We start from the raw sequence: 19212 nt of genomic DNA on the forward strand, positions 1-19212 counted from the left end.
GGCCCGGATGTTCCTCCGGGGCGGCACCCCTTGGACGTGCGGGACCCTCGGTCACCTGCTGGGGGGCATGCTGTTCCTGATCTGTTCGTCCGTCTTGAGGAAGTTGTCCTTGACCTGCCGGTACTGCTGTGCGAACTGCGTAATGTTCGTCACCGCCTCTGTCACCGACTTGTTGAAGGCCGTGTAGGAGTCCTCCAGCGCCTGGCGGCTCGCCGGCAGCACCAGGCCGCTGTCGAGCAGGGTGACGACCTCGTTCTGGAGGCTCTGGAGCTGGGGCACCAGGGTGTGGTGGACGGCGTTGTCGAGCTTGGTGGCCGTGGCTTCGACCATCTCGTCGTCGATGTGGAGCTTCGCCATGATTCCTCTTCGTGTTTCTGTCCGCCGGTCGTGACCGGCCGGCGCACGTGGTGATGGGTGGAACCTCCGGCGCACGACCGGGGTCGCAGCAGTCCGGTGGGGCCCTGCGGGCGCCTGGGTAGGGGGAGGGGGGCGCCCGCAGGGAGTCATGGGGTGACCTGGTCGGCCTTCCGTTTCTCCTCGGGATCGAGCCCGGGTCCGACCTCGTCGTACCACGCCTGCCGAGGAATGCTGCTGGAGTCCGTCAGCTCCCACGGGTGGACGTACGTCGTGCCGTCCTCCCGGCCGTAGACGCCTCTGCTCCAGAACTCGAGGACGTTGCCGTTCGCATCGGTGACGTAGCGCGTCTGGGAGTGATCGTGGACGCTCGTGATGACCTTGGTGACGGATCCGTCGGAGGCCTTGTAGGCCGACACGGTGGTCTGTTTGCCGGACTCGTCCGGCTGGAAGGTCCTGGTGGTCTCGGTGTAGGTCTTGCCGTCGTTCGGACGCCCGGTCTCGTCGACAACGGGGGTGTCCACCCTCAGGTGGGTGGGGAGGCGGCCCAGCCATGTGTTCTGGGGGTCGTCGGTCGACACCTGGAGTTCCCATTCGCCGCCGCCGGGCCTCTGTTTCCAGATCTGCAGGATCTGATCGTCTTCGTTCGCGACGTAGCGGATCGGGGACCCACCCTCGGGGTTGGTGATGACGTGGGCGTCGGCGTCCATGACCACCTTGGTGACGGAGCCGTCGGAGCCGCGGGTCACCGTCCGGTAGTCGCCGTCTCCCAGCAACTTGGTGGTGGTCTCCTCGTACCGGAGGCCGTTGTTGTTGGTGATGGTCGTCGTCGTCTCGACGGGCTGGCCGCTCTTGTCGAGCTTGATCTCACCCTTGTCGTCGAGTCGGTACGAGACCTTGATGGTGCCGTGGTCGGTGACCCGCTCGAACTCCTTGGGCACGGGCGGCGGCTCCGCCTCCGGATGCGGGTCCTGCCCTCGCCTGATGTACAACGGGTCGGGCTTGCCGCTCTCGGGCTTCCACGGCGCCTGCTTCTCCAGTTCCTCGAAGGCCTCGGCACGGTTCTTCTGGAACTCTTCCTCCCGCTGCCCCAGCGCCTCGTCGTCCTTGCCGAGCTGCTTCAGCGCCTCGTCGTTGGCGCCCTGGTCCTTCCACAGGGCTTCCTGCTCCTTCTGCAGGGCCTGCGACCACGGCTGGAAGCGGTCCTGATCCCTGTTCAGGGCCTCGTGCTCCGAATCCAGGGCGTCCTGCTGCTTCCCCTGCTCCCCTGCCAGCCTTTCCCGCTCGGCGCGGTGTTCCTTCCACAGGGCCTTCTGCTCCCCGAGCAGTTCGTCCTGTCGCTTCGCCAGCGGCTCCTGGTCCTTGATGAGCGCTTCCTGCTCGTTGTCCAGGTCCTGCTGTCTCCGCGTCAGGGGCTCGAACGCCTTCTGTTCCTCCTGCTGCCTTTTCTGCAGGTCCTCCCACTTCTTCTGCAGAGGTTCACCCTGTTGCTTCCACAGAGTGTCCTGTTCGGCCGTGAGGGCGTCCTGTTTCTTCTGCCAGGCATCCAACTCGGCCTGCGTGACATTCTTCTTGCGCAGCAGGGCGTTGCGCTCGGCCCAGAGGGCTTCCTGCTTCTTCTCCAGGGATTTCTGCTTGGCGTCGTAGCTGTCCTGTTCCCGCTGCAGGACTGCCTGCTGCGCCAGGAAAGCGGCCTCCCGCTTGTGGCGTAGGTCCAATTCCTCCCGCCACAACGCCTGTTGCTTCTTCTGCAGCTCGTCCTGGCGTTTGAGCAGCGGCTCCTGCTCCTTCGACAGGGCCTGGTACTTCGCGTCCAGAGCGTCCTGTTCGGCTTTGAGTGCCGCCTCCTGGCTGTTGCGCCGGTCCAACTGCTCACGCCACAACGCCTGTTGCTTCTTCTGCAGCTCCTCCTGGCGTTTGTCCAGCGGCGCTTGCTCCTTGTCCAGGACGTCGTTCCTCCGCGCCAGTTCCATTTGCCGCAGCTGGAGCTCTTCCTGCCTTTTCTCGAGTGCCGCGCGCTTCTTCGCCAGCTCGGCCCGCTCCTGCCGCAGGCGCCTCTCCTGGCCGGCGTACCTCATCCGGAGGTCGTCGGCCTGCACCTTCTTCCGCTTGGCGTCCATCCGCTGCTCGTAGGCCTTGACGTCGGCCTCGGCCTGCTGCCGTTGAAGAGTGGCCACCTGCTGGGCGGTGGAGCCGGCGACGCTCGCGTCCGCGTCGTAAAGGGTCTTGCCGATGTGGTCGAGCAGATTCCCGAGGTCGGTCAGGACCTGCCAGGCGTCATGAAACGACTTCCGCCAGCCGTTGTAGAAGTCCGAGAGAGAATCGGCCGTCTGCTGACGGGGGCCGATGTCCGAGCGCGGAAAATCACGCTTCTCCTTCTCTTTCCTTTCCAACTCATCACGGAGATGCCATACCCGCCGCGCAAGTGCGTACATCAGATCGTAGTCGACCGTCATTCGAGCCACGTCTTCCGTCCTTCCTTCCGGTCCTCGGCGGCGAATCATTCCGTGATGCGTGGTCGCCCTCGCATCGGGTCGCCCTGTAGACGCAGATGGGGATCCGCACGGTTCAAAGGAATTTCGCGCACTTCCCACTGACCGGTAAGTATGTGGCGTCCATCACTTCGGTGAACTGGTTGCTGTTCCATTTACGTCACCAGGAAGTCAACCGCGTGAACGCGGCCGACCCTCGCGTCCTGAACAGCTTGGAGGACCCTGTGGCCAGCCCGGACGACTGGAACAAAGTTGGTTACGACGGAAATCCGGTCTCGGGAAACCCCGACGTCCTCGACGACGTCGCCGTGGATCTTCGCGGACTGGAGCGTCTGGCCATCGAGGTCGACGTCGGGCTGGCCGCCATGCTGCGCACCTCGGAGAACGGGGGATTCGAGGGCGAGACCGCGGACGCCCTGCGCGCTTACGTCAAGGACGAGCTCAGGACGTTCATGCTGCACGTCAGGACCTCGTTCCAGGCGGCGGGCTCGGCCGTGGAGCGCTACGCGAAGGCGCTGAGGGAGTCACAGGGCAAGGCCGCGGGTGCCGCCAGACGGGCCGGCGAGGTGGCCATACCCCCGGCGGGAATCGTCGGCAAGAACGCCCCGCCCCCGCCGGAGCTGACCGCCGCCCGCAACGACGTGGCGGCGGAGGTCGATTTCATCGAGACCGAGGCGAAGATCCTCGAGGAGGCCCTGGATTCTGCGAGGGACCTGGTCACCCGGCCCGTCAAGAAGATCAAGAAGAGCTTCTGGAAGAAGTTCGAGGAGGTGCTCTGGAAGACCCTGGAGGTCCTCAGCATCGTGGTCTCGATCGTCGCTGTCATCTTCGGGGGCCCGCTGGGGCTCGTCGCCCTGGGCCTCGCCACGGTGCTGTTCGTCAAGGCCGTGGTGGACTTCGCCATGGGCAAGCTCGACGCCCTCGGCCTGGGTCTGGCGTTTTTGGGCATTCTCTTCCCCTCGACCAAGGGCCTCACCTCCTTCACCAGAGCGATGCAGTTCCTCAAGACCGGAGGGAGGCTCATGGTCGGCGGAGCGGGCAGGGGTGCCTCCGCGCTCGGGCGCACGCTCCTTCAGGGCGGCAAGCTGCTGCTCTCCCCCAGGACGTTCGCGAGCGTGGTCGGCCAGAACTTGCTGAGCGTGTCCCGCGCGACGGGCAGATTCGTCTTCTCGGCCATCCCCCGCGGCGCCGCCACCACGTGGCGGGTCGGTCGCGACGTCGCCACCTCCATGTGGCGGCAGTTCACCGGAGGACTGGGCCGCGACTTCGCGAGGACCACCGGTTTCCTCGGTAGCACCAGCAGCAGAACCATGCGGCTGAGCGTCTTCGCGACGCTCGCACTGCCCCGGGTGCTGGCGCACACGTTGCTGCCGCTCACGTACTTCGAGATCGCCAAGTTCGGCTGGAGGGGCGCCGTCCGCATGGGCGTCCTCGAGCGCGGCCTGGGCGTACGGCCTTCCACCGTCCAGTCCCTCTCCAGGACGGGCAGCGGCGTCGGCGACATCACCTCGCTGAGGGGCAAGGATCCGGTCCCGTCCGGTTCCGGCGGGGCATTGGACGACATGACCACTCCCCACCTGGTCGTTCCCGGCACCCCGGCCTGGGACGACGCGATGGACGGTCTGAACGAGATCGCGGCACGGCCGCCCGTCACGTCGGCCCTTCCCTCGAGCATGAGCTCCCTGCCCCGCACTTCCGACATACCAGGAGGAATGCCCAGGGGAGCGCCCGGCCGGGTCCCGGTCGTCCCCGACGACCTGCTGGAGCGCATGGCCCTGAACGACCTCGACGCGTCGGGATCCCGTTGGGGCAACGTGTTCCAGAGGCAGAGCCTCGACACGCTGGGCACGTTCCACGGCGGCCCGGTGCCGACCCAGCTGTTCCGCAACCTCGTCGACGACCTGGACCAGCTGGGCGCACCCCTCCAACCCGGGCGAGGCCCCCTGCTGTTGGAGGCCCCGGACAACGCGGTCACCCGTCTGCGGGAGCTGGACGACGTCCTGGGTCTGGAGCGCACCACCACCGGTCTGCTGAAGCCATTCGACGACGTGTCCGACCTGGCGTCCCTGAGCATCGACGGCAAGCTCGGCGGTCTGACCGAAACCCAGCTGCTCAAGATCCTCGACGGTGAGATCGACCTCGTGAACGTCACCCCGGACGGGATGATCCTGCGCATCGGCAAGACCGATCCGGTGGACGTCCAGGTCAGCCTGAAGGACGAGGTGACCATCCGCGTCCTGGAACCCCAGGAGAGCGGTGCCGGGCTGCCCCCGCTCATGACCAGGATGACGGACTCACCCGCCCGGCTGGGCATCGGACTCGACGACCTGGCACGGCTGATCCCGGACAGCACCGGCGGCATGCGCCAGATACGTGAGGTGCTCGGAATGAGCCCGGCCCGGACCGACCTCGCCGTCAAGCCGGTCACGCCGCCTCAGACCGGCTTCCCGCCGCTGACCCTGCGGGAGATCATCACGGGCGGGGAGGTCGGCAAGATCGGCGCGGACCGCTTCGAGGCATGGGTCCGTCTGCAGAACGCCGAGATCAACCTGGACACCGCCGGCCGGGAACTCACCAGGCTGACCCAACTGCCCGACGCGCCACCGCTGAGCCGTGCCCAGGCCGAACTGGACCTGAACGCCGCGGAACTGAACCGCAGCCAGGTCCGGATGGACCTCGGCAGCCTCGGGATGAACCTGGACACGGTCAGCCAGGACATCACGTCGATGCTGACCCGCTTCGACGGTCCGCCGGCAACCCTGCCGAACACCACGCCGGTGACGTCCGCCGTCACAGGTGACCTGCCGGTCGGCCCCGTGGCGCACGGGCTGGACGGGGCCGCCGGGTCTGTGGACAACATCCGCCTGGTGGACACGGTGAAGGCGGGCTTCGAGGTGAAGCCCGCCTCCGTCGAGCTGCGCACCCTCGCGAACACGAACGCCGCCCTGCCGTCGGCGCCTCTGAACGCCGCCGGACGCGAACTCCCCTTGCTCGGAACGGACCTCGGTCCGCCGGCCCAGGTGCGGCTGGTCGTCACCACCCCACCGCCCGGCGCCACGCTGACCGGCAAGACCTTCGAGCTGATCGGTGCCTCGGACATCACCGGCTCGCTGAAGATCGCCCCGACCGAGGGAATCCTGGCCGGACGTCTGCCGAACGGCTTCACCCTCACCGACCTCGCGAACAACCGCTTCCACTTCGACGAGGCCCGCAACCTGGTCTACCGCGACGTGCCGAACCCGGACGGCGCCGGATTCCTGCGGCACACCGAAGGAGCCGCGCCCGGCACCGAGCCCGTACGGCTCGACGAACAGGGCCGCCTCACCAGTCTCTTCCGCTTCGAGGCCGGGGCCGGACCGGAGCCCGGCCAGGCGCCGGCGCACTGGCTGGTGCGGCAGGACTCGGAATTCACGCAAGCCACGATCAAATCCGGTATGAAGACGCGGCTGACCGACGACGGTCTCGTCCCGGCCAACCTCGACGGCAGCATCACACCGCTCCAGGCGGTCTCGACGGCCAACGCCAAGGCCTTCAAGGAGAACAACCCGTTCACCGCCTTCTCCCCGCCCGGCAACATCGTCAAGAGCTACGGCAACCAGGAGATCGGACTCGATCTGATCGCTCTCCGAAAGGACATCGCCGCCGGCGCCGAGCACGTCAGGAACGTCGAGATCCTGCCCACGACCAAGGTCCAGGAGAACATCCTCAACGAAATCCGGCTCAAGACAGGAGAGCCCCGACTGGACGTCCCGTCGACGTTCAGCCCCAGGACGAGCAACAAGGAGATCCAGGAGTTCCTGACCCAGAACGCCAGTGTCAGCAAGGGCATGGCCACCAAGATCACCGCCGACATCAAGGCCCTGATTCAGGTGCGCCAGGACAGCACCTGGCTGATCAAGGGAGCCATTCCCGCGAAGTACCTGACGGGCCCGTACGCGACGGCCGACTCCCTGAAGTTCGTACCGGCCCCGCCGACCACTCCGCTCGCGGCCTCCACCGACGTCCTGGAATCGGCCGGCCGGGCCTCCGGGTCCGCGGCTGGCGGGGACTCCCTCCAGCTGACGCTCAAGTCGGACGACTTCTATATGTCCGAGGTCCAGCTCGACGATCTGCGGGGGGTCAAGCTCGTCCGGCAGGACAACTTCTTCACGACCGCAGTCGACGCCAAGGGGCTGCGCAAGTCCCACTTCGACCCGGACGTCGGCATCGTCCCGGCCAACCCGGAGGGCAGGACCACGGCCCTCCAGCACGTCACGGGCTCCGAGAACGCGGCGCGGAAGAGCAACAGCCCCTTCACCTCCTTCGCCGTCGTCGGCAGCCCCAAGATCTACGGCGACTTGGAGGTCACCCTCGATGTCTTCAAGCTGGGCCAGGACATCAAGGCGGGCCGAGTGCAGAACGTGGCGATCCTCCCGGCCCACGACCTGCGACGGCTGATCTCCGAGCAGATCGAGTTGACGATCAAGAAACGCCTCGACTTCCACTCCGCGCTCACCGGCGACAGCCCCCGGCAGGACGTCCTCGCCTTCCTCAAGAACAACGACGTCAACCTGGTGGGCAAGGGCGGCAAGGACCTGATCTCCAAGATTTCCTCGGACGTCCGTGTCCTGCTGAACACCTCCCGTGACCAGGAGTGGCTGATCAAGGGCGTCATTCCCAAGAGCTATCTGGAGGGCCCGTACCCCAGGGCCACGGCGCCGGCCGGTACGGGTGACGCGCTGTCGGCGGCCAATCAGCGGGCGATGTGGATCCGGGACCATCATCCGCAGGCCTGGCGGGAGTTCACCGGCGGATCCTCCCCCGTCGACCTGCACGCCTCCGCCCCCTCCGCTCCCGCCGACTCCGCTCTCCCGACGCCGGAACCGCGCCTCGACGTGTCGCGGGTGCCGAACCAGCCGCTCCGGCTGACCGACGGCGGCAACCCCACCACCGACCTCACCACCCTGCACGGTTCCCGCGGACTGCCTCCCGTGCAGGAGGTCCCCGGATCCACGGTCCGGGAGGTGCCCCTCTCCGGCGTGGGTGACCTGCGGGGACTGGCGATCCGCAGCACCGAGATCCCGGCGAGCGAACTCGGCCCCGCGTCGGTCCGCATGGAGGTCGTCGACCTCACGGCACCGGGTGGACCTGTGCGGCTGCCGGACGCGACGGTGACCGCACGCGAGAGTGGCGGCTTCACCCTCATGGGCCGGCAGGGCGGTGTGCGCTGGCAACTCGACAGCGGCGGCCACCTGGAGTTCCGGGAACTGCCGCTGAACGGCACCGACTTCTCCCTGCGCTTCGACATGGGGGGCTCGCACGCGATGCCCCAGGTGGTCGGCAAGAACGGGCTGCCCGTCCCGGGCAGTACCGTCATACCGCCGGCCCGGGACGCGTCCGGTGCGATCAACGGGCTGACGACAGTGCGGGTGCCCCTCGCGGGGACGGGCACGGACGCCCTCCACGGCGTGTTCCGGTTCGACGGCAACAGCATGCTGCGCCAGCAGGAGCTGCCGCTCACGCTGCCCGGTCTCGACGGCCCGTCCGGGCTCGGGGTCAAGGTGACCGTCACCCCCGGTGCGGGCGGATCCGCCACGAAGACATTCGAACTGACCGGCCCTCCCCATCTCACCGGTGCCTTCAAGCTCGCGCCCACGGACAGCGCCCTCGCCGGCCGGCTGCCGGGCGGGTTCACCGTGACCGACACGATCACCAGCAGCCGCTTCCACTTCGACGCGGACGGCCGCCTCGCCTTCCGCGATCTCCCGGCCCGGGACGGCTCCGGCTTCGTGCGCTTGACCGACGGCGCCGCACCCGGCACCCCTCCCCTCCGGCTGGACGAGCTCGGCGGAGTTCCGGAGGGCCTGCCCGGTGGCGGCTCCGCGGGCGGGATCGCGGACATCTTCCAGCGCACGCTCGACGAGGCGACCGGCACGCCGAGAGCCTCCGACGCCCCGGCCGTGGACCTTCCCCTGACCCGACTCGGCGAGCTGGACGATCTCAGCGGTACGGGCACGCCCCGCACCAGCTCCGTCTCGAACCTCGACGATCTGCCGGAGCTCGACGACGCGGCCATCCGGGCGGCTCTGGAGGAGCACTGGCAGCTGGTGGACGACTACCAGCGGGCCGGCGGCCGGTTCGCCGACGAAGCCACCGCACCGCTGTCCAGGTTCGGCCTGGGCCAGGACCTCCCCGACGACCCGCTGCGCCGGACGACCGCGCAGGCGCCCGTGGACCTCCGGCAGGGAGCCGCGACCGCCCTGCGGGAGTACCTGAGCCTGCCGCCGGCCACGCGTCTTGAGGACATGGGAAGCGGCGTCGGCCGCACCTTCGGCGACTTCACCGTCACGCCGACCCCGCACGGTGGCCCCGGCGGCAGCCACTACACCGTCACCCACACGCCTTCGGACGTCGTCACCGGCTTCGGCCCGGACGGCGAGCGTCTCTACCAGGAGATGCTCCTGAGTGGCGGCCCCGGCGACCTCGACGGGCTGCGGCTCGGGATCACCGGCCGATCGGCCGAGGACGGGTCATGGGCCCCCCAGTCCTTCGAGTTCATGGGTGCCCGCACGGCCGACGACACCCTCACCGTCACGGAGCTCGCTCCGACCGCCCCGGCGGACCTGCGCGGCGGCTTCACCGTCACCGACGCGTCCGGTGCCGTGAGGTGGCACTACGGCCCTGACGGCATCCACACCGTGCGGGACGTCCAACTCCCCGGCTCCCGGGGCCTGTTCCGCTTCGACGCCGACGCGCCCGACGGCGTACCGCAGGTGCTCGACACGGCGGGCCGGCCGTCCACGGCACTGCGCGTGGAGCGGCTCGACGACGGCCGCCTCGCCCTGTCCCCCACCGGAAGAGCCGCCCAGCCGCTGGAGCGGGCGGTGTTCGACGCCCGGGGCACCACGCTGCTGGAGGAAACCCTCGCCATCCGCGGCAAGGGCGGCAGACCGACCGGGGAGTACTGGAACATCGACCACGCGGCCGGCAAGGCCGTCCGCACCGGCGCCGACGGCACCCCGTTCGCCGGCATGTTCGACATCGCGACCGTCGAGAGGTCCGGCACCGGCCAGTTCAGGCTGACCAGCACGAGCCCCGGCAAGGTGACCCTCTTCGAACGCGAGGTGCTCGCAGGCGGCAACACTCTCCACGTCGACGTGAACCGCTCCGGACGCGCCCGCTGGACCGAGTTCGACAGCGCCGGGAGCCGGTTCCGGCACGGCGAGCGGATCGGGGACGTGGACCAGCGCACGTTCCACGACGTACCGGCGGGTTCCCCGCGTCTGCTCAACAACGTGGACGTCAGGATGTACACGAAGGCCCTGGACGGTGGTCTCGTCCGCGCCGAGAAGGGGGCGGACGGGCACTGGACGTGGCAGCGCTTCGACAAGGGCGGTGCCGAAGTGCTGTCCGGCGACCGCCGCTGGAGCTGGAACCACGTCGCGTTCAAGGACACCTTCCGCGATCCGGTCACCGGCCTGGACGCCGTGGCCCAGCGGCGCGGCCAGACCTGGCCCTTCGACGGTCTGCACGGTTCCCGGATGTACCAGGAACACGCGGTGCTGACGGGGCACGCCCCCGCCGGAGCCCGGGTCGACCCCGGCGACTACACCGGCCAGTCCCCGTCGAACGCGCAGATCGAGCGTAGGGAGGCGTTGTCGGACGGCGGCAGTCTGGTCGTCAAGCGGTTCGCGGACATGCGTCCGCCCGCCTTCTTCTGGAAGGGGGCGGCCGGACGCAACCCGTTCGAGGGCTTCCTCCGCGACCTGTTCGGCGGTGAGTCCCTGAACCGGGTCAGCTTCTGGACCGAGACCGCCGCCGACGGCACCAAGGTGACCGGTGTCCGGCTCAACCCGAGCGGCTCCGACTGGGTCGACTACGACCAGTACGGCCGCCTCGTGCGGGAGAGCCGGAAGCTGGAGAACGGCCACGTCATCGAGGTGGGACGGAGCCTGGAGGACCCCACGCGCTGGGCGCCGGTCCCCGAGTTCCGCAGCGGCGGCTCGTACGAGCTGCACTGGAAGGACCTGACGAGCGGGCAGGCCGGTACCCGGCACGTCGACGGCATCGGGCGGTGGCGGGACCTCTTCACCGACGCCCGGGGCATCGAACGGGTGCAGCTGCGCAGCCAGGGCAAGGGCACCCGTGAGTACCTCTTCGACGCCCCCTCCACCGAAGATCTCCGCCTCCACGACGACGCGGGCCTCTGGGTCGACAAGAACGCCCAGCAGCACATCTCCGGCCGCCGCGACCTGGTGGACGGCAGGATCGTGGAGTCGTCCGGCAGCCCCTACCGCACCAAGTGGACGTGGAAGGCCTACGACCCGGGCGCCCCGGACACCCTCGTCGCCGAGGGCATACGCAAGCAGAACCGGGGGTCGATCTACACGCGGCCCTGGGACGACTCGTTCAGGGACTTCGACCTGGGCGGCAACCTCGTCCGCGAGCGCAACGCCACCGACACGGGAAGCTCCTGGATCGACGCGGTGAAGGCGGACGACGGCAGCTGGAAGTGGACCAAGCGGGCCGCCGACGGCACGGTCCACTCGGAGGGCGTCCGCGTCTTCGACGACGTCAAGACCGGCCGTTGGCGCGACCTGGTCGACGGCCACGAGGTCAGGCGGCTGGTCGGCGACCGGGTCCGCGAGTTCGACTACGAGATCGTCATCCCCGAGCCGCCACCGACGCCCTCCGCCCGCCTCAGGAGTGGAACGCTGCGCGACCTGCTCGACGACTCCACCCGCCACAGGAGTAGAACGCTGCGCGACCTGCTCGACGACTCCGCCCGCCACTTCGAGGCGCCGAGCACGGTCCGCGTCGACCCGGACGTCTGGAAGGAGTACGAAGCCGGCAAGGTCTTCCGTGAGAGCGTCGCCGTGGACGGCTCCCCCGGCCGATACCGCCTGTTCGACAAGCAGTGGGGCCAGTGGGTGGAGCTCCAGAACGGCCACTTGGTCCAGTGGCAGACCATCGACGGACGGGTCTGGACGACCGACGCGTTCGGCCGCCTGAGCGCCTCCGGCCCCGCCAGGCTCCGCCAGTTCCTGGCCGGCGGCCTGCCCGGGGTGGGTGGCGAGGTCGGCCTGCCGGGCAGCCGGGGCTGGGCGATGATCGGCCGGGAGGTCGACTTCCGCGGTATGGACGTCGAGATCATGGGCCACCTGCGGGAGATGCAGGACGTGTGGCACGCACCGTTCACCGGCGTGCGGGGCGGCGAGGTCGTCGAGATGCCCATGTGGCAGCGCGAACTCCGCAGTGGGCTGTTCACGTTCACCACCGGATTCGTGACCGACTTCGGAGCGAACCTGGCCATCACCGCCGCTGTCCAGAACGGCGATCTCAAGCGGGCCGACTACTTGAAGGCGCTGCTGTCCGGCGGGGTCGGCGGAAGCTTCAACAGCGGGCTCACCCTGCTGTACAACCACACCCGGCTGGGCTGGCTGAGGACCAGCATGGGCGCGAGGGACTGGGGCGGGCACCCCAACCAGACCCTCACCACCCAGACCGACACATGGGCGACCGAGTTCAGCGCCCAGGAGAAGGCCACCCGTTGGCGCACCGCCACCTACGCCAACACCTTCGGCGTCGGCACCTCGGCGCTCAGCGCCTTCGTCAGCAACGCCATCAGCGCCTCGGTCTTCGGCGTCAACGGGCACGACACCAAGGGCCTGGACGCGCTGGTGACGGGCGGGTGGGGCGCCCTGGGCGCCCTCTACGGCGGCGTGAGCACCAACCTGGTGAGGAACGGCTGGCATGCGGCCGCCGGGGGCAGGGTCTTCCACAAGGGCGGCCTCACCGAGTTCGGGGTGAACCTGGGCGAGTCCGCGCTGAGCCGGTACCTCACGTGGCTCTTCAACGAGCTGGACGACAACGACGGCCACTTCAACCTGCCCAACGCCGGACGGTCCTTCCCGCCGTCCAGCAGCACGTCTGCGGCCGGCACACCTCCGACGCCGCCCCAGCAGCAGGATCAGCCACCCGCCTCCGACCCACCCGCCGCTCTCACCGATGAACTGGAGCTCCCGTGACCGCCTCCGCCCCCGCCACCGTGCACCGGGTCGCCTCCAGGGGCCGCGGCGCCCACCGCAGCATCACCTCCGCTCTGCGCGCCGCCGCCGACGGTGACGAGATCCGTATCGCCCCCGGCGACTACGTCGAAGTGCTCGTCCTGGACCGTGCGGTGTCCCTGCTGCCGGACGACGGGCCGGACCACGCCGTACGGGTGCTCGCGGCGGACCCGGGCCGTCCGGTGCTCGAGGTCACGGCGCCCGGCGTCCACGTCGGCGGTATCGCGTTGACGGGGCAGGACCCCGGGCTGCCCGCCGTACTGGTGACCGGGGGAGGCCTGGAGCTGGACGGCTGCGAGATCTTGGGCGGTCGGGTCGAGGCGGGCTCAGACGCGTCGCTGACGCTGCGCGGCTGCCGGGTCTCGAGGGCCGCCCTCGCAGGTGTGCACGCCAACACCACCGGCCCCACCGAGCTGGTCGACACGGTGGTCGAGGACATCGACGGCACGGGTGTCGTCCTCGGCTCGGCCGCGTCCGCTCAGGTTCTGGGGCTGACGGTCGGCCGGGTCACCGGCTCCGGCGTGCGCGTCCGGGGACGGGCCAGGGCGGTGCTCCGCGACTGCCGGATCACCTCCCCCGGCCGCAGTGGGCTGCTGGTGGAGGACGACGCGGCCGTGACCGCGCTGGACTGCCGGCTGGCGGAGACCGGCGCGGAGGGCGTCCGGGTGCTGGGGAGTTCTCCCCGTTCCCAGGAGGCCAGGGAGCGCCCACAGGCCGCGGACGGCGGGGTGTTGCTCGCCGACTGCCAGGTGCTGGGCACCGGCTCGGACGGCGTGGCCGTCTCCGGTACCGGTGACGTCCTGCTGTTGAACTGCCGCCTGCGGGACGGCGCCGGACCGGGCGTGACGGCCGAGGACGACAGCAGGGCCGTCCTCGTGGACTGCCAGGTGGACCGGCCGCACGGCTCCTGCCTGGTGGCCCGGGGCGCCGCGCGGCTGTCCGCGGAGGGCACCTCGATGCGCGGCAGCCGGGCCAACGGACTGCTCGCGGGTGACCGCTCCCAGGTGACGCTGGCGTCGAGCGACGTGCGGGACTGCGGTTTCAGCGCGGTGCACGCCTGCGACGACGCCCGGCTTACGCTCACCTCATGCCGTATCGGGGCCACGCCCGAGCACGGCGTGCGGGCCACCGACCGGGCCGAGCTCACCGTCGAGGGCGTCCGCATCAGCGACTGCGGGCTGTCGGGCCTGCAAGTCGACGCCGCGGCAGGGGCCCGGGTGCGCGGCTTGTCGGTGGTGCGGGGCCGCACCGGCATCAGTGCCGAGTCCACCGGGACGGTCGTCCTGGAGGAGTGTGACGTCACGGAGGCCGAGCGCGCCGGGATCACCTGCGGAACCGGCACGTCTGCCGTGCTGCGGGACTGCCGGATCAGCGGCACCGGCACCGCGGGGCTCGTGGTCGGAGAACGCGCCACGCCCAGCATCGAGGACTGCACCGTCCGCGACGCCACCGGTTCCGGTCTGGTCCTGGGTCCGGCGGCGGAACCGCGCGTCAAGTCCGTCACCGTGACCCGTACCGGCAAGAACAGCCTGTTCGTCGGAGAGAAGGCGCGGGGCACCTTCGAGGACTGCGTCTTCGCCGGGGCCGGCACCGAGGGCCCGGCCTTCCCCGCCGTCCACGTGTCGGCCGGGAGCGCGCCCGTCCTGCGCGGCTGTCTGGTGCGGGACACCGAGGAGGACGTGGCCGCGGAGAAGGGAGCCCGTCCGGTGTTCGACGACTGCCTGTCGCGGAACGTGACGAATCCGGCGCTGCCGACCGGCCCCAAGGAGGCGCTGCCGTCCACCGCGGGCGGGGACGCGGCCGCCGGGACCGGCGCGCGGGAGACCGAGGCGCCCGCCGAGGACACCCTGGAGGACCTGCTCGCCGAACTCGACGGGCTGGCGGGACTGGACCGCGTCAAACACGACGTGTCGTCCCTGGTGAAGCTGATGCGGACGGTGCGCCGCCGCGAGGAGATGGGCCTGGCCGCTCCCCCGCTCAGCCGCCACCTCGTCTTCACCGGCAACCCGGGCACCGGCAAGACCACCGTGGCCCGGCTCTACGGACGCATCCTCGCCGCCGTCGGCCTGCTCGACCGCGGCCATCTGGTCGAGGCCGACCGCTCCGCGCTGGTCGGCGAGTACGTGGGACACACCGGCCCGAAGACCACCCGTGTGTTCCAACAGGCCAAGGGCGGTGTCCTCTTCATCGACGAGGCGTACTCGCTCACCCAGTACGCCGGGACCAACGACTTCGGCCAGGAGGCGATCGCCACTCTGCTGAAGCTCATGGAGGACCACCGTGACGACGTCGTGGTGATCGTGGCCGGATACCCCAAGGAGATGGAGGTGTTCGTCCGCTCCAACCCCGGTCTGGCCTCGCGCTTCACCCGCACCCTCCTCTTCGAGGACTACGGCTCCGCCGAGCTGGTCAGCATCGTGGAGCACCAGGCGTCACAGCACCAGTACGCGCTCACCCCGGCCGCCCGCGAGGCGCTCACGGCACACTTCGACGCGGCCCCCCGGGGACGCGGATTCGGCAACGGGCGCGCGGCCCGCCAGCTGTTCCAGTCCATGACGGAGCGCCAGGCGTACCGCGTCGCCGAGCTGCCCGAAGCCTCCGAGTCCGACCTGATGACGCTCATGCCGCAGGACGTCCCGTAGGCCCCGGGCCTGGCGTCCCGCAAGCCCTCACCGCCCGCAAGGCTCTCTTCCTAAGGACCCGTTTCATGCCGCAGCAGCCCCCCGTCCGCCCCGCCCGCTCGGAGGGCGAGTTCGCCGAACTGTTCGCCCGTAGGGCGCGCACTCCCCTGCGCGGATTCCTGCCCGGCCGCAGGGTCTGGAACGCCGTCGGCGGTTCCGCGGTCACGGTCCTGGTCATCGTCGGGACCACGGCGGTCGTCTCCCGCATCGACTTCGGCAGCGATCCCCAGAAGGTGACCACCGCCGCCGAGAAAACGGTCCCCGCGAAGGAGAAGGCCACCACCGACCGCGGCAAGCCGGCCGCCACCGCGTCCTCGGACTCGCCGAGCGGGGAGAACGCCGACAAGGAGCCCGACGTCGTCTACCTCCCCGGCTCCGGCGGATCCGGCGGCTCCGGGGGCGGCACATCGGGTGGAGGGTCCGGCTCGGGTCAGTCCGGTACGACCGGTGACCGGAGCACGAGCGGGGACGAGCAGCAGGACTCCTCGTCACAGTCGTCGGGCTCCACACAGCCGGCGTCGACCGGCTTCCTCTGGTCCGACGGGAGCCTGGACTCCGCGGACGACAACGGCTACTGGGACCAGAGCATCGTCACCGTGAAGTCCACGAAGACGCTCAGCAGTCTCAAGGTGGTCGTCAAGATCATCCAGACGGGCGGCGTCGCGAGCACCGGCACCTGGACCTCCCTCGGCGACAAGGTGACGGTGGCCTCCGGGGCGACCAGCAGCGAGCTGGACTACGTGGTGACACTGAAGTCGGGAGTCACGCTCGGCCCCGGCACCTACGTCTTCAAGTTCCAGTACAACCACGACCAGGGCCGCCGTGACGCGGGCGGCGACCGGTACAACGTCACCGCCACGACCACCTCGTCCGACAGCGAGTACAGCAAGGGCGGTTTCTGAACACCTCGGCCCCCGAGCCGAGGCTCGGGGGCAGACGTGCCGTGGGCAGACGTGCCGTGGGCAGACGTGCCGTGGGCAGACGTGCCGTGGGCTCAGAACATGAGCACAGGCTTGATCGCCTTGCCCGCGCCCATGTCCCGCACCGCCTGGTCGATGTCCTCGAACGGATAGGTGCTGATCAGGCGGTGCAGCGGGAGCCGCCCCTCCTTCACCAGCCGGACCAGGGCGGGGATGAAGGTCTGCGTCTCGGCGTCGCCGAGGGTGAGACCGACGACCTGCTTGCCGCCGAGCAGCCCGTTGACGTCCAGGGCGACTTCGGTGCCGAACGGCGGGGCACCGACGACCACCACGGTGCCGCGGGCGGCCAGCGCGTCGACGCCCTGACGCAGGACGGCGACGCTGCCCGTGGTCTCCACGATGCCGTCCGCGCCCTGGCCACCGGTGATCTCCGCGAGGGCCTCCCCGAGGTCGGACTCGCCGGCGTTGACGGTGTGCGTGGCGCCCAGCTCGCGTGCCAGCGAGAGGCGTTCGCCGACCCTGTCGACGGCGACGATCGTGGTGGCGGGGCTGAGGGCGGCGGCCATGACCGCCGACAGGCCGACGGCTCCGGCGCCGAGGACCACCACGGTGCTGCCGGTGACCGGCTTCAGTACGTTCCAGACGGCGCCGACCCCGGTCTGGACGCCGCAGCCCAGCGGGGCGATCGACTCCAGCGGTACGTCGGGGTCGACCTTGACGAGGCTGCGCTCGTCCACCAGGGCCCGCTCGGCGAACGAGGACTGGCCGAAGAAGTGGCCGCCGAGCGGCTCTCCGTCGCGGCTGATGGTGCTGGTGCCGTCGGCCCGGCGGCCGCCGATGAGGTTCAGCGGCAGCCAGGTGGCGCAGTACGCCGGGTGACCGCCCCGGCAGTTGCGGCAGTCGCCGCAGGAGGTGAAGGACAGCACGACGTGGTCGCCGGGAGCGACACCGGTGACGGCCGATCCGACGGCCTCGACGACGCCGGCACCCTCGTGTCCGAGGACTCCGGGGAGGGGGAAGGGCAGTCCGCCGCCTGCGACGCCGAGGTCGGTGTGACACAGGCCGGTCGCCACCATGCGGACGACCGCCTCGTGCGGTCCGGGCTCGTCGAGCTCGACGTCACTGAGGGTGAAGGGCGCTCCACCGGACTCGACGACGGCGGCGCGGGTGGTGAGGGACATCGTACGAACTCCTTGGTGGGCGCGCGCTCAGTCGAGCGAGACGACGACGGACTTGACCTTGGTGTAGCCGGCGAGCGCCTCGGGCCCGTACTCGCGGCCGAAACCGGAGTCCTTGACCCCGCCGAAGGGCACGGCCGGGTCGAGCATCGCCCAGTCGTTGATCCAGACGATGCCCGCCTGGAGGCGGTCGGCGACGCGGTGGGCGCGGGCCAGGTTGGTCGTCTGGACGCCCGAAGCCAGGCCGTACGGCGTGGAGTTGGCGAGCGCGACGGCCTCGTCCTCGGAGTCGAAGGGCTGCACGGTGAGGACCGGGCCGAAGATCTCCTCCTGGACGACGCGGGAGTCGTTCGGCAGGTCGGCGATCACGGTGGGCCGGTAGTAGTAGCCGCCGTCGAGATCGAGCCGTTCGCCGCCGCAGACGATCCGGCCGCCCTCCTTGCGGGCCAGCTCGACGTACTCCTCGACCTTCTTCAGGTGCTTCTCCCCCGCCATCGGCCCGACGACCGTCTCGGGCAGGCGCGGGTCGCCGACCGGCACGCCGGGGACGGCGTCGGCGAGGATGCCGAGCAGCGTGCTGTACACCGAACGCGCCACCAGCAGCCGCGGGCCGCCCATGCAGAACTGGCCGGTGTTGAAGACGAAGCCCTTGATGACCGCGCCGACCGCCTTCTCCAGGTCGGCGTCCTCGAAGACGACATGGGCCGCGTTGCCGCCGAGCTCCATGGTGACGGGCTTGAGCGCCTCGCCGGCCACGCTCGCGGCGTGCCGGCCGACGGCGGTGGAGCCGGTGAAGGCGACCTTGTCGACGCCGGGGTGTCTCAGGAGCGCGTCGCCGGCCACCGGGCCGGTGCCGGTGACGACGTTGACGACGCCGTCGGGCACTCCGGCCCGCTGGAGCAGCCGGGCCATGTACAGGGCGCTGAGCGGGGTCTCGTCGGCGGGCTTGTGGACGATCGTGTTGCCGGCCGCGAGCGCGGGGGCGAGCTTGGAGCTCGACAGGATCAGCGGGAAGTTGAACGGCGTGATCGCGGCGACCACGCCGAGCGGTCCGCGCCGGGTGTAGGCCAGGGCGTTCATCGGGGTGTCCCGGGTGGCGCCGTCGAGGGTCTGGGCGAGGGCGGCGTTGAACTCGTACTCGTCGGCCGCGGTCAGCACGTCGACCGGACGGCACAGGGAGATCGGCTTGCCGACGTCCAGGCTCTCCAGCTCGGCGATCTCCTCGACGTTCTCGCGGATCAGCTCGGAGACGCGGTGCAGCACACGGCCGCGCTCCCGGCCGCTCAGCCCCGACCACACGCCGCCGTCGTAGGCCTCGCGGGCGGCGCGTACGGCCGCGTCGACGTCGGCGGCGCCCGCCGCCGCGACGGTGGTGACGACCGCGCCCCGGGACGGGTCGACCACCTCGGTGCGCGCTCCGTCCGCGGCCTCGCGCCACTGTCCCCCGATGAACAGCTGTCCGGGTTCGATCTCGAAGGTGGTCATCACCGCTCCTCAGCATCCTTGCCAAGATTTCAATGAACAGGATTCCTGTTGGTTCG

The 19212-nt window shown here is 70.0% G+C and carries 7 protein-coding genes; 3 read left to right on the forward strand and 4 right to left on the reverse strand.

Annotated elements, in window-relative coordinates:
* Window positions 1-51 precede the first annotated feature (51 nt).
* Together Q4V64_RS03440 and Q4V64_RS03445 are read right to left on the reverse strand one after the other, a co-directional pair.
* Complete coding sequence (locus Q4V64_RS03440) at window positions 52-357, reverse strand: hypothetical protein (RefSeq protein WP_124437103.1); 306 nt, start codon at window positions 355-357, stop codon at window positions 52-54.
* Between the two features lie 146 nt (window positions 358-503).
* On the reverse strand, window positions 504-2819 hold the full coding sequence (locus Q4V64_RS03445; RefSeq protein ID WP_124437104.1) for a hypothetical protein: 2316 nt from the start codon (window positions 2817-2819) through the stop codon (window positions 504-506).
* Window positions 2820-3025: 206 nt separating this feature from the next.
* On the opposite strand from Q4V64_RS03445, the gene Q4V64_RS03450 reads away from it, so the two are divergent.
* The 3 genes from Q4V64_RS03450 (at window position 3026) to Q4V64_RS03460 (ending at window position 16475) form a co-directional block, all read left to right on the forward strand.
* Complete coding sequence (locus Q4V64_RS03450; RefSeq protein ID WP_124437105.1) at window positions 3026-12853, forward strand: hypothetical protein; 9828 nt, start codon at window positions 3026-3028, stop codon at window positions 12851-12853.
* The gene (locus tag Q4V64_RS03455; protein WP_253266665.1) at window positions 12850-15534 is read left to right on the forward strand and encodes a right-handed parallel beta-helix repeat-containing protein; all 2685 of its coding nucleotides are present in this window, start codon (window positions 12850-12852) and stop codon (window positions 15532-15534) included. Before Q4V64_RS03450 ends, Q4V64_RS03455 begins: the two co-directional genes overlap by 4 nt.
* 65 nt (window positions 15535-15599) lie before the next feature.
* The gene (locus Q4V64_RS03460; protein WP_124437106.1) at window positions 15600-16475 is read left to right on the forward strand and encodes a hypothetical protein; all 876 of its coding nucleotides are present in this window, start codon (window positions 15600-15602) and stop codon (window positions 16473-16475) included.
* A gap of 92 nt (window positions 16476-16567) precedes the next feature.
* Here the strand turns inward: Q4V64_RS03460 and Q4V64_RS03465 are convergent, their stop codons facing one another.
* Together Q4V64_RS03465 and Q4V64_RS03470 are read right to left on the reverse strand one after the other, a co-directional pair.
* Window positions 16568-17674 carry an NAD(P)-dependent alcohol dehydrogenase gene (locus Q4V64_RS03465; RefSeq protein WP_124437107.1) on the reverse strand — a complete coding sequence of 369 codons (1107 nt, stop codon included), beginning with the start codon at window positions 17672-17674 and terminating at the stop codon, window positions 16568-16570.
* A 27-nt stretch (window positions 17675-17701) separates the two neighbouring features.
* The gene (locus Q4V64_RS03470; RefSeq protein ID WP_124437108.1) at window positions 17702-19156 is read right to left on the reverse strand and encodes an aldehyde dehydrogenase family protein; all 1455 of its coding nucleotides are present in this window, start codon (window positions 19154-19156) and stop codon (window positions 17702-17704) included.
* Between the last annotated feature and the right edge of the window lie 56 nt (window positions 19157-19212).

This window comes from Streptomyces sp. NL15-2K, from assembly GCF_030551255.1.
In the GTDB taxonomy this organism is placed as follows: Bacteria; Actinomycetota; Actinomycetes; order Streptomycetales; family Streptomycetaceae; genus Streptomyces.

Coding starts and splice junctions, on each gene's coding strand:
- Q4V64_RS03440 (WP_124437103.1), bottom strand. CDS start 357: ATGGCGAAGCTCCACATCGACGACGAGATGGTCGAAGCCACGGCCACC.
- Q4V64_RS03460 (WP_124437106.1), top strand. CDS start 15,600: ATGCCGCAGCAGCCCCCCGTCCGCCCCGCCCGCTCGGAGGGCGAGTTC.
- Q4V64_RS03465 (WP_124437107.1), bottom strand. CDS start 17,674: ATGTCCCTCACCACCCGCGCCGCCGTCGTCGAGTCCGGTGGAGCGCCC.
- Q4V64_RS03470 (WP_124437108.1), bottom strand. CDS start 19,156: ATGACCACCTTCGAGATCGAACCCGGACAGCTGTTCATCGGGGGACAG.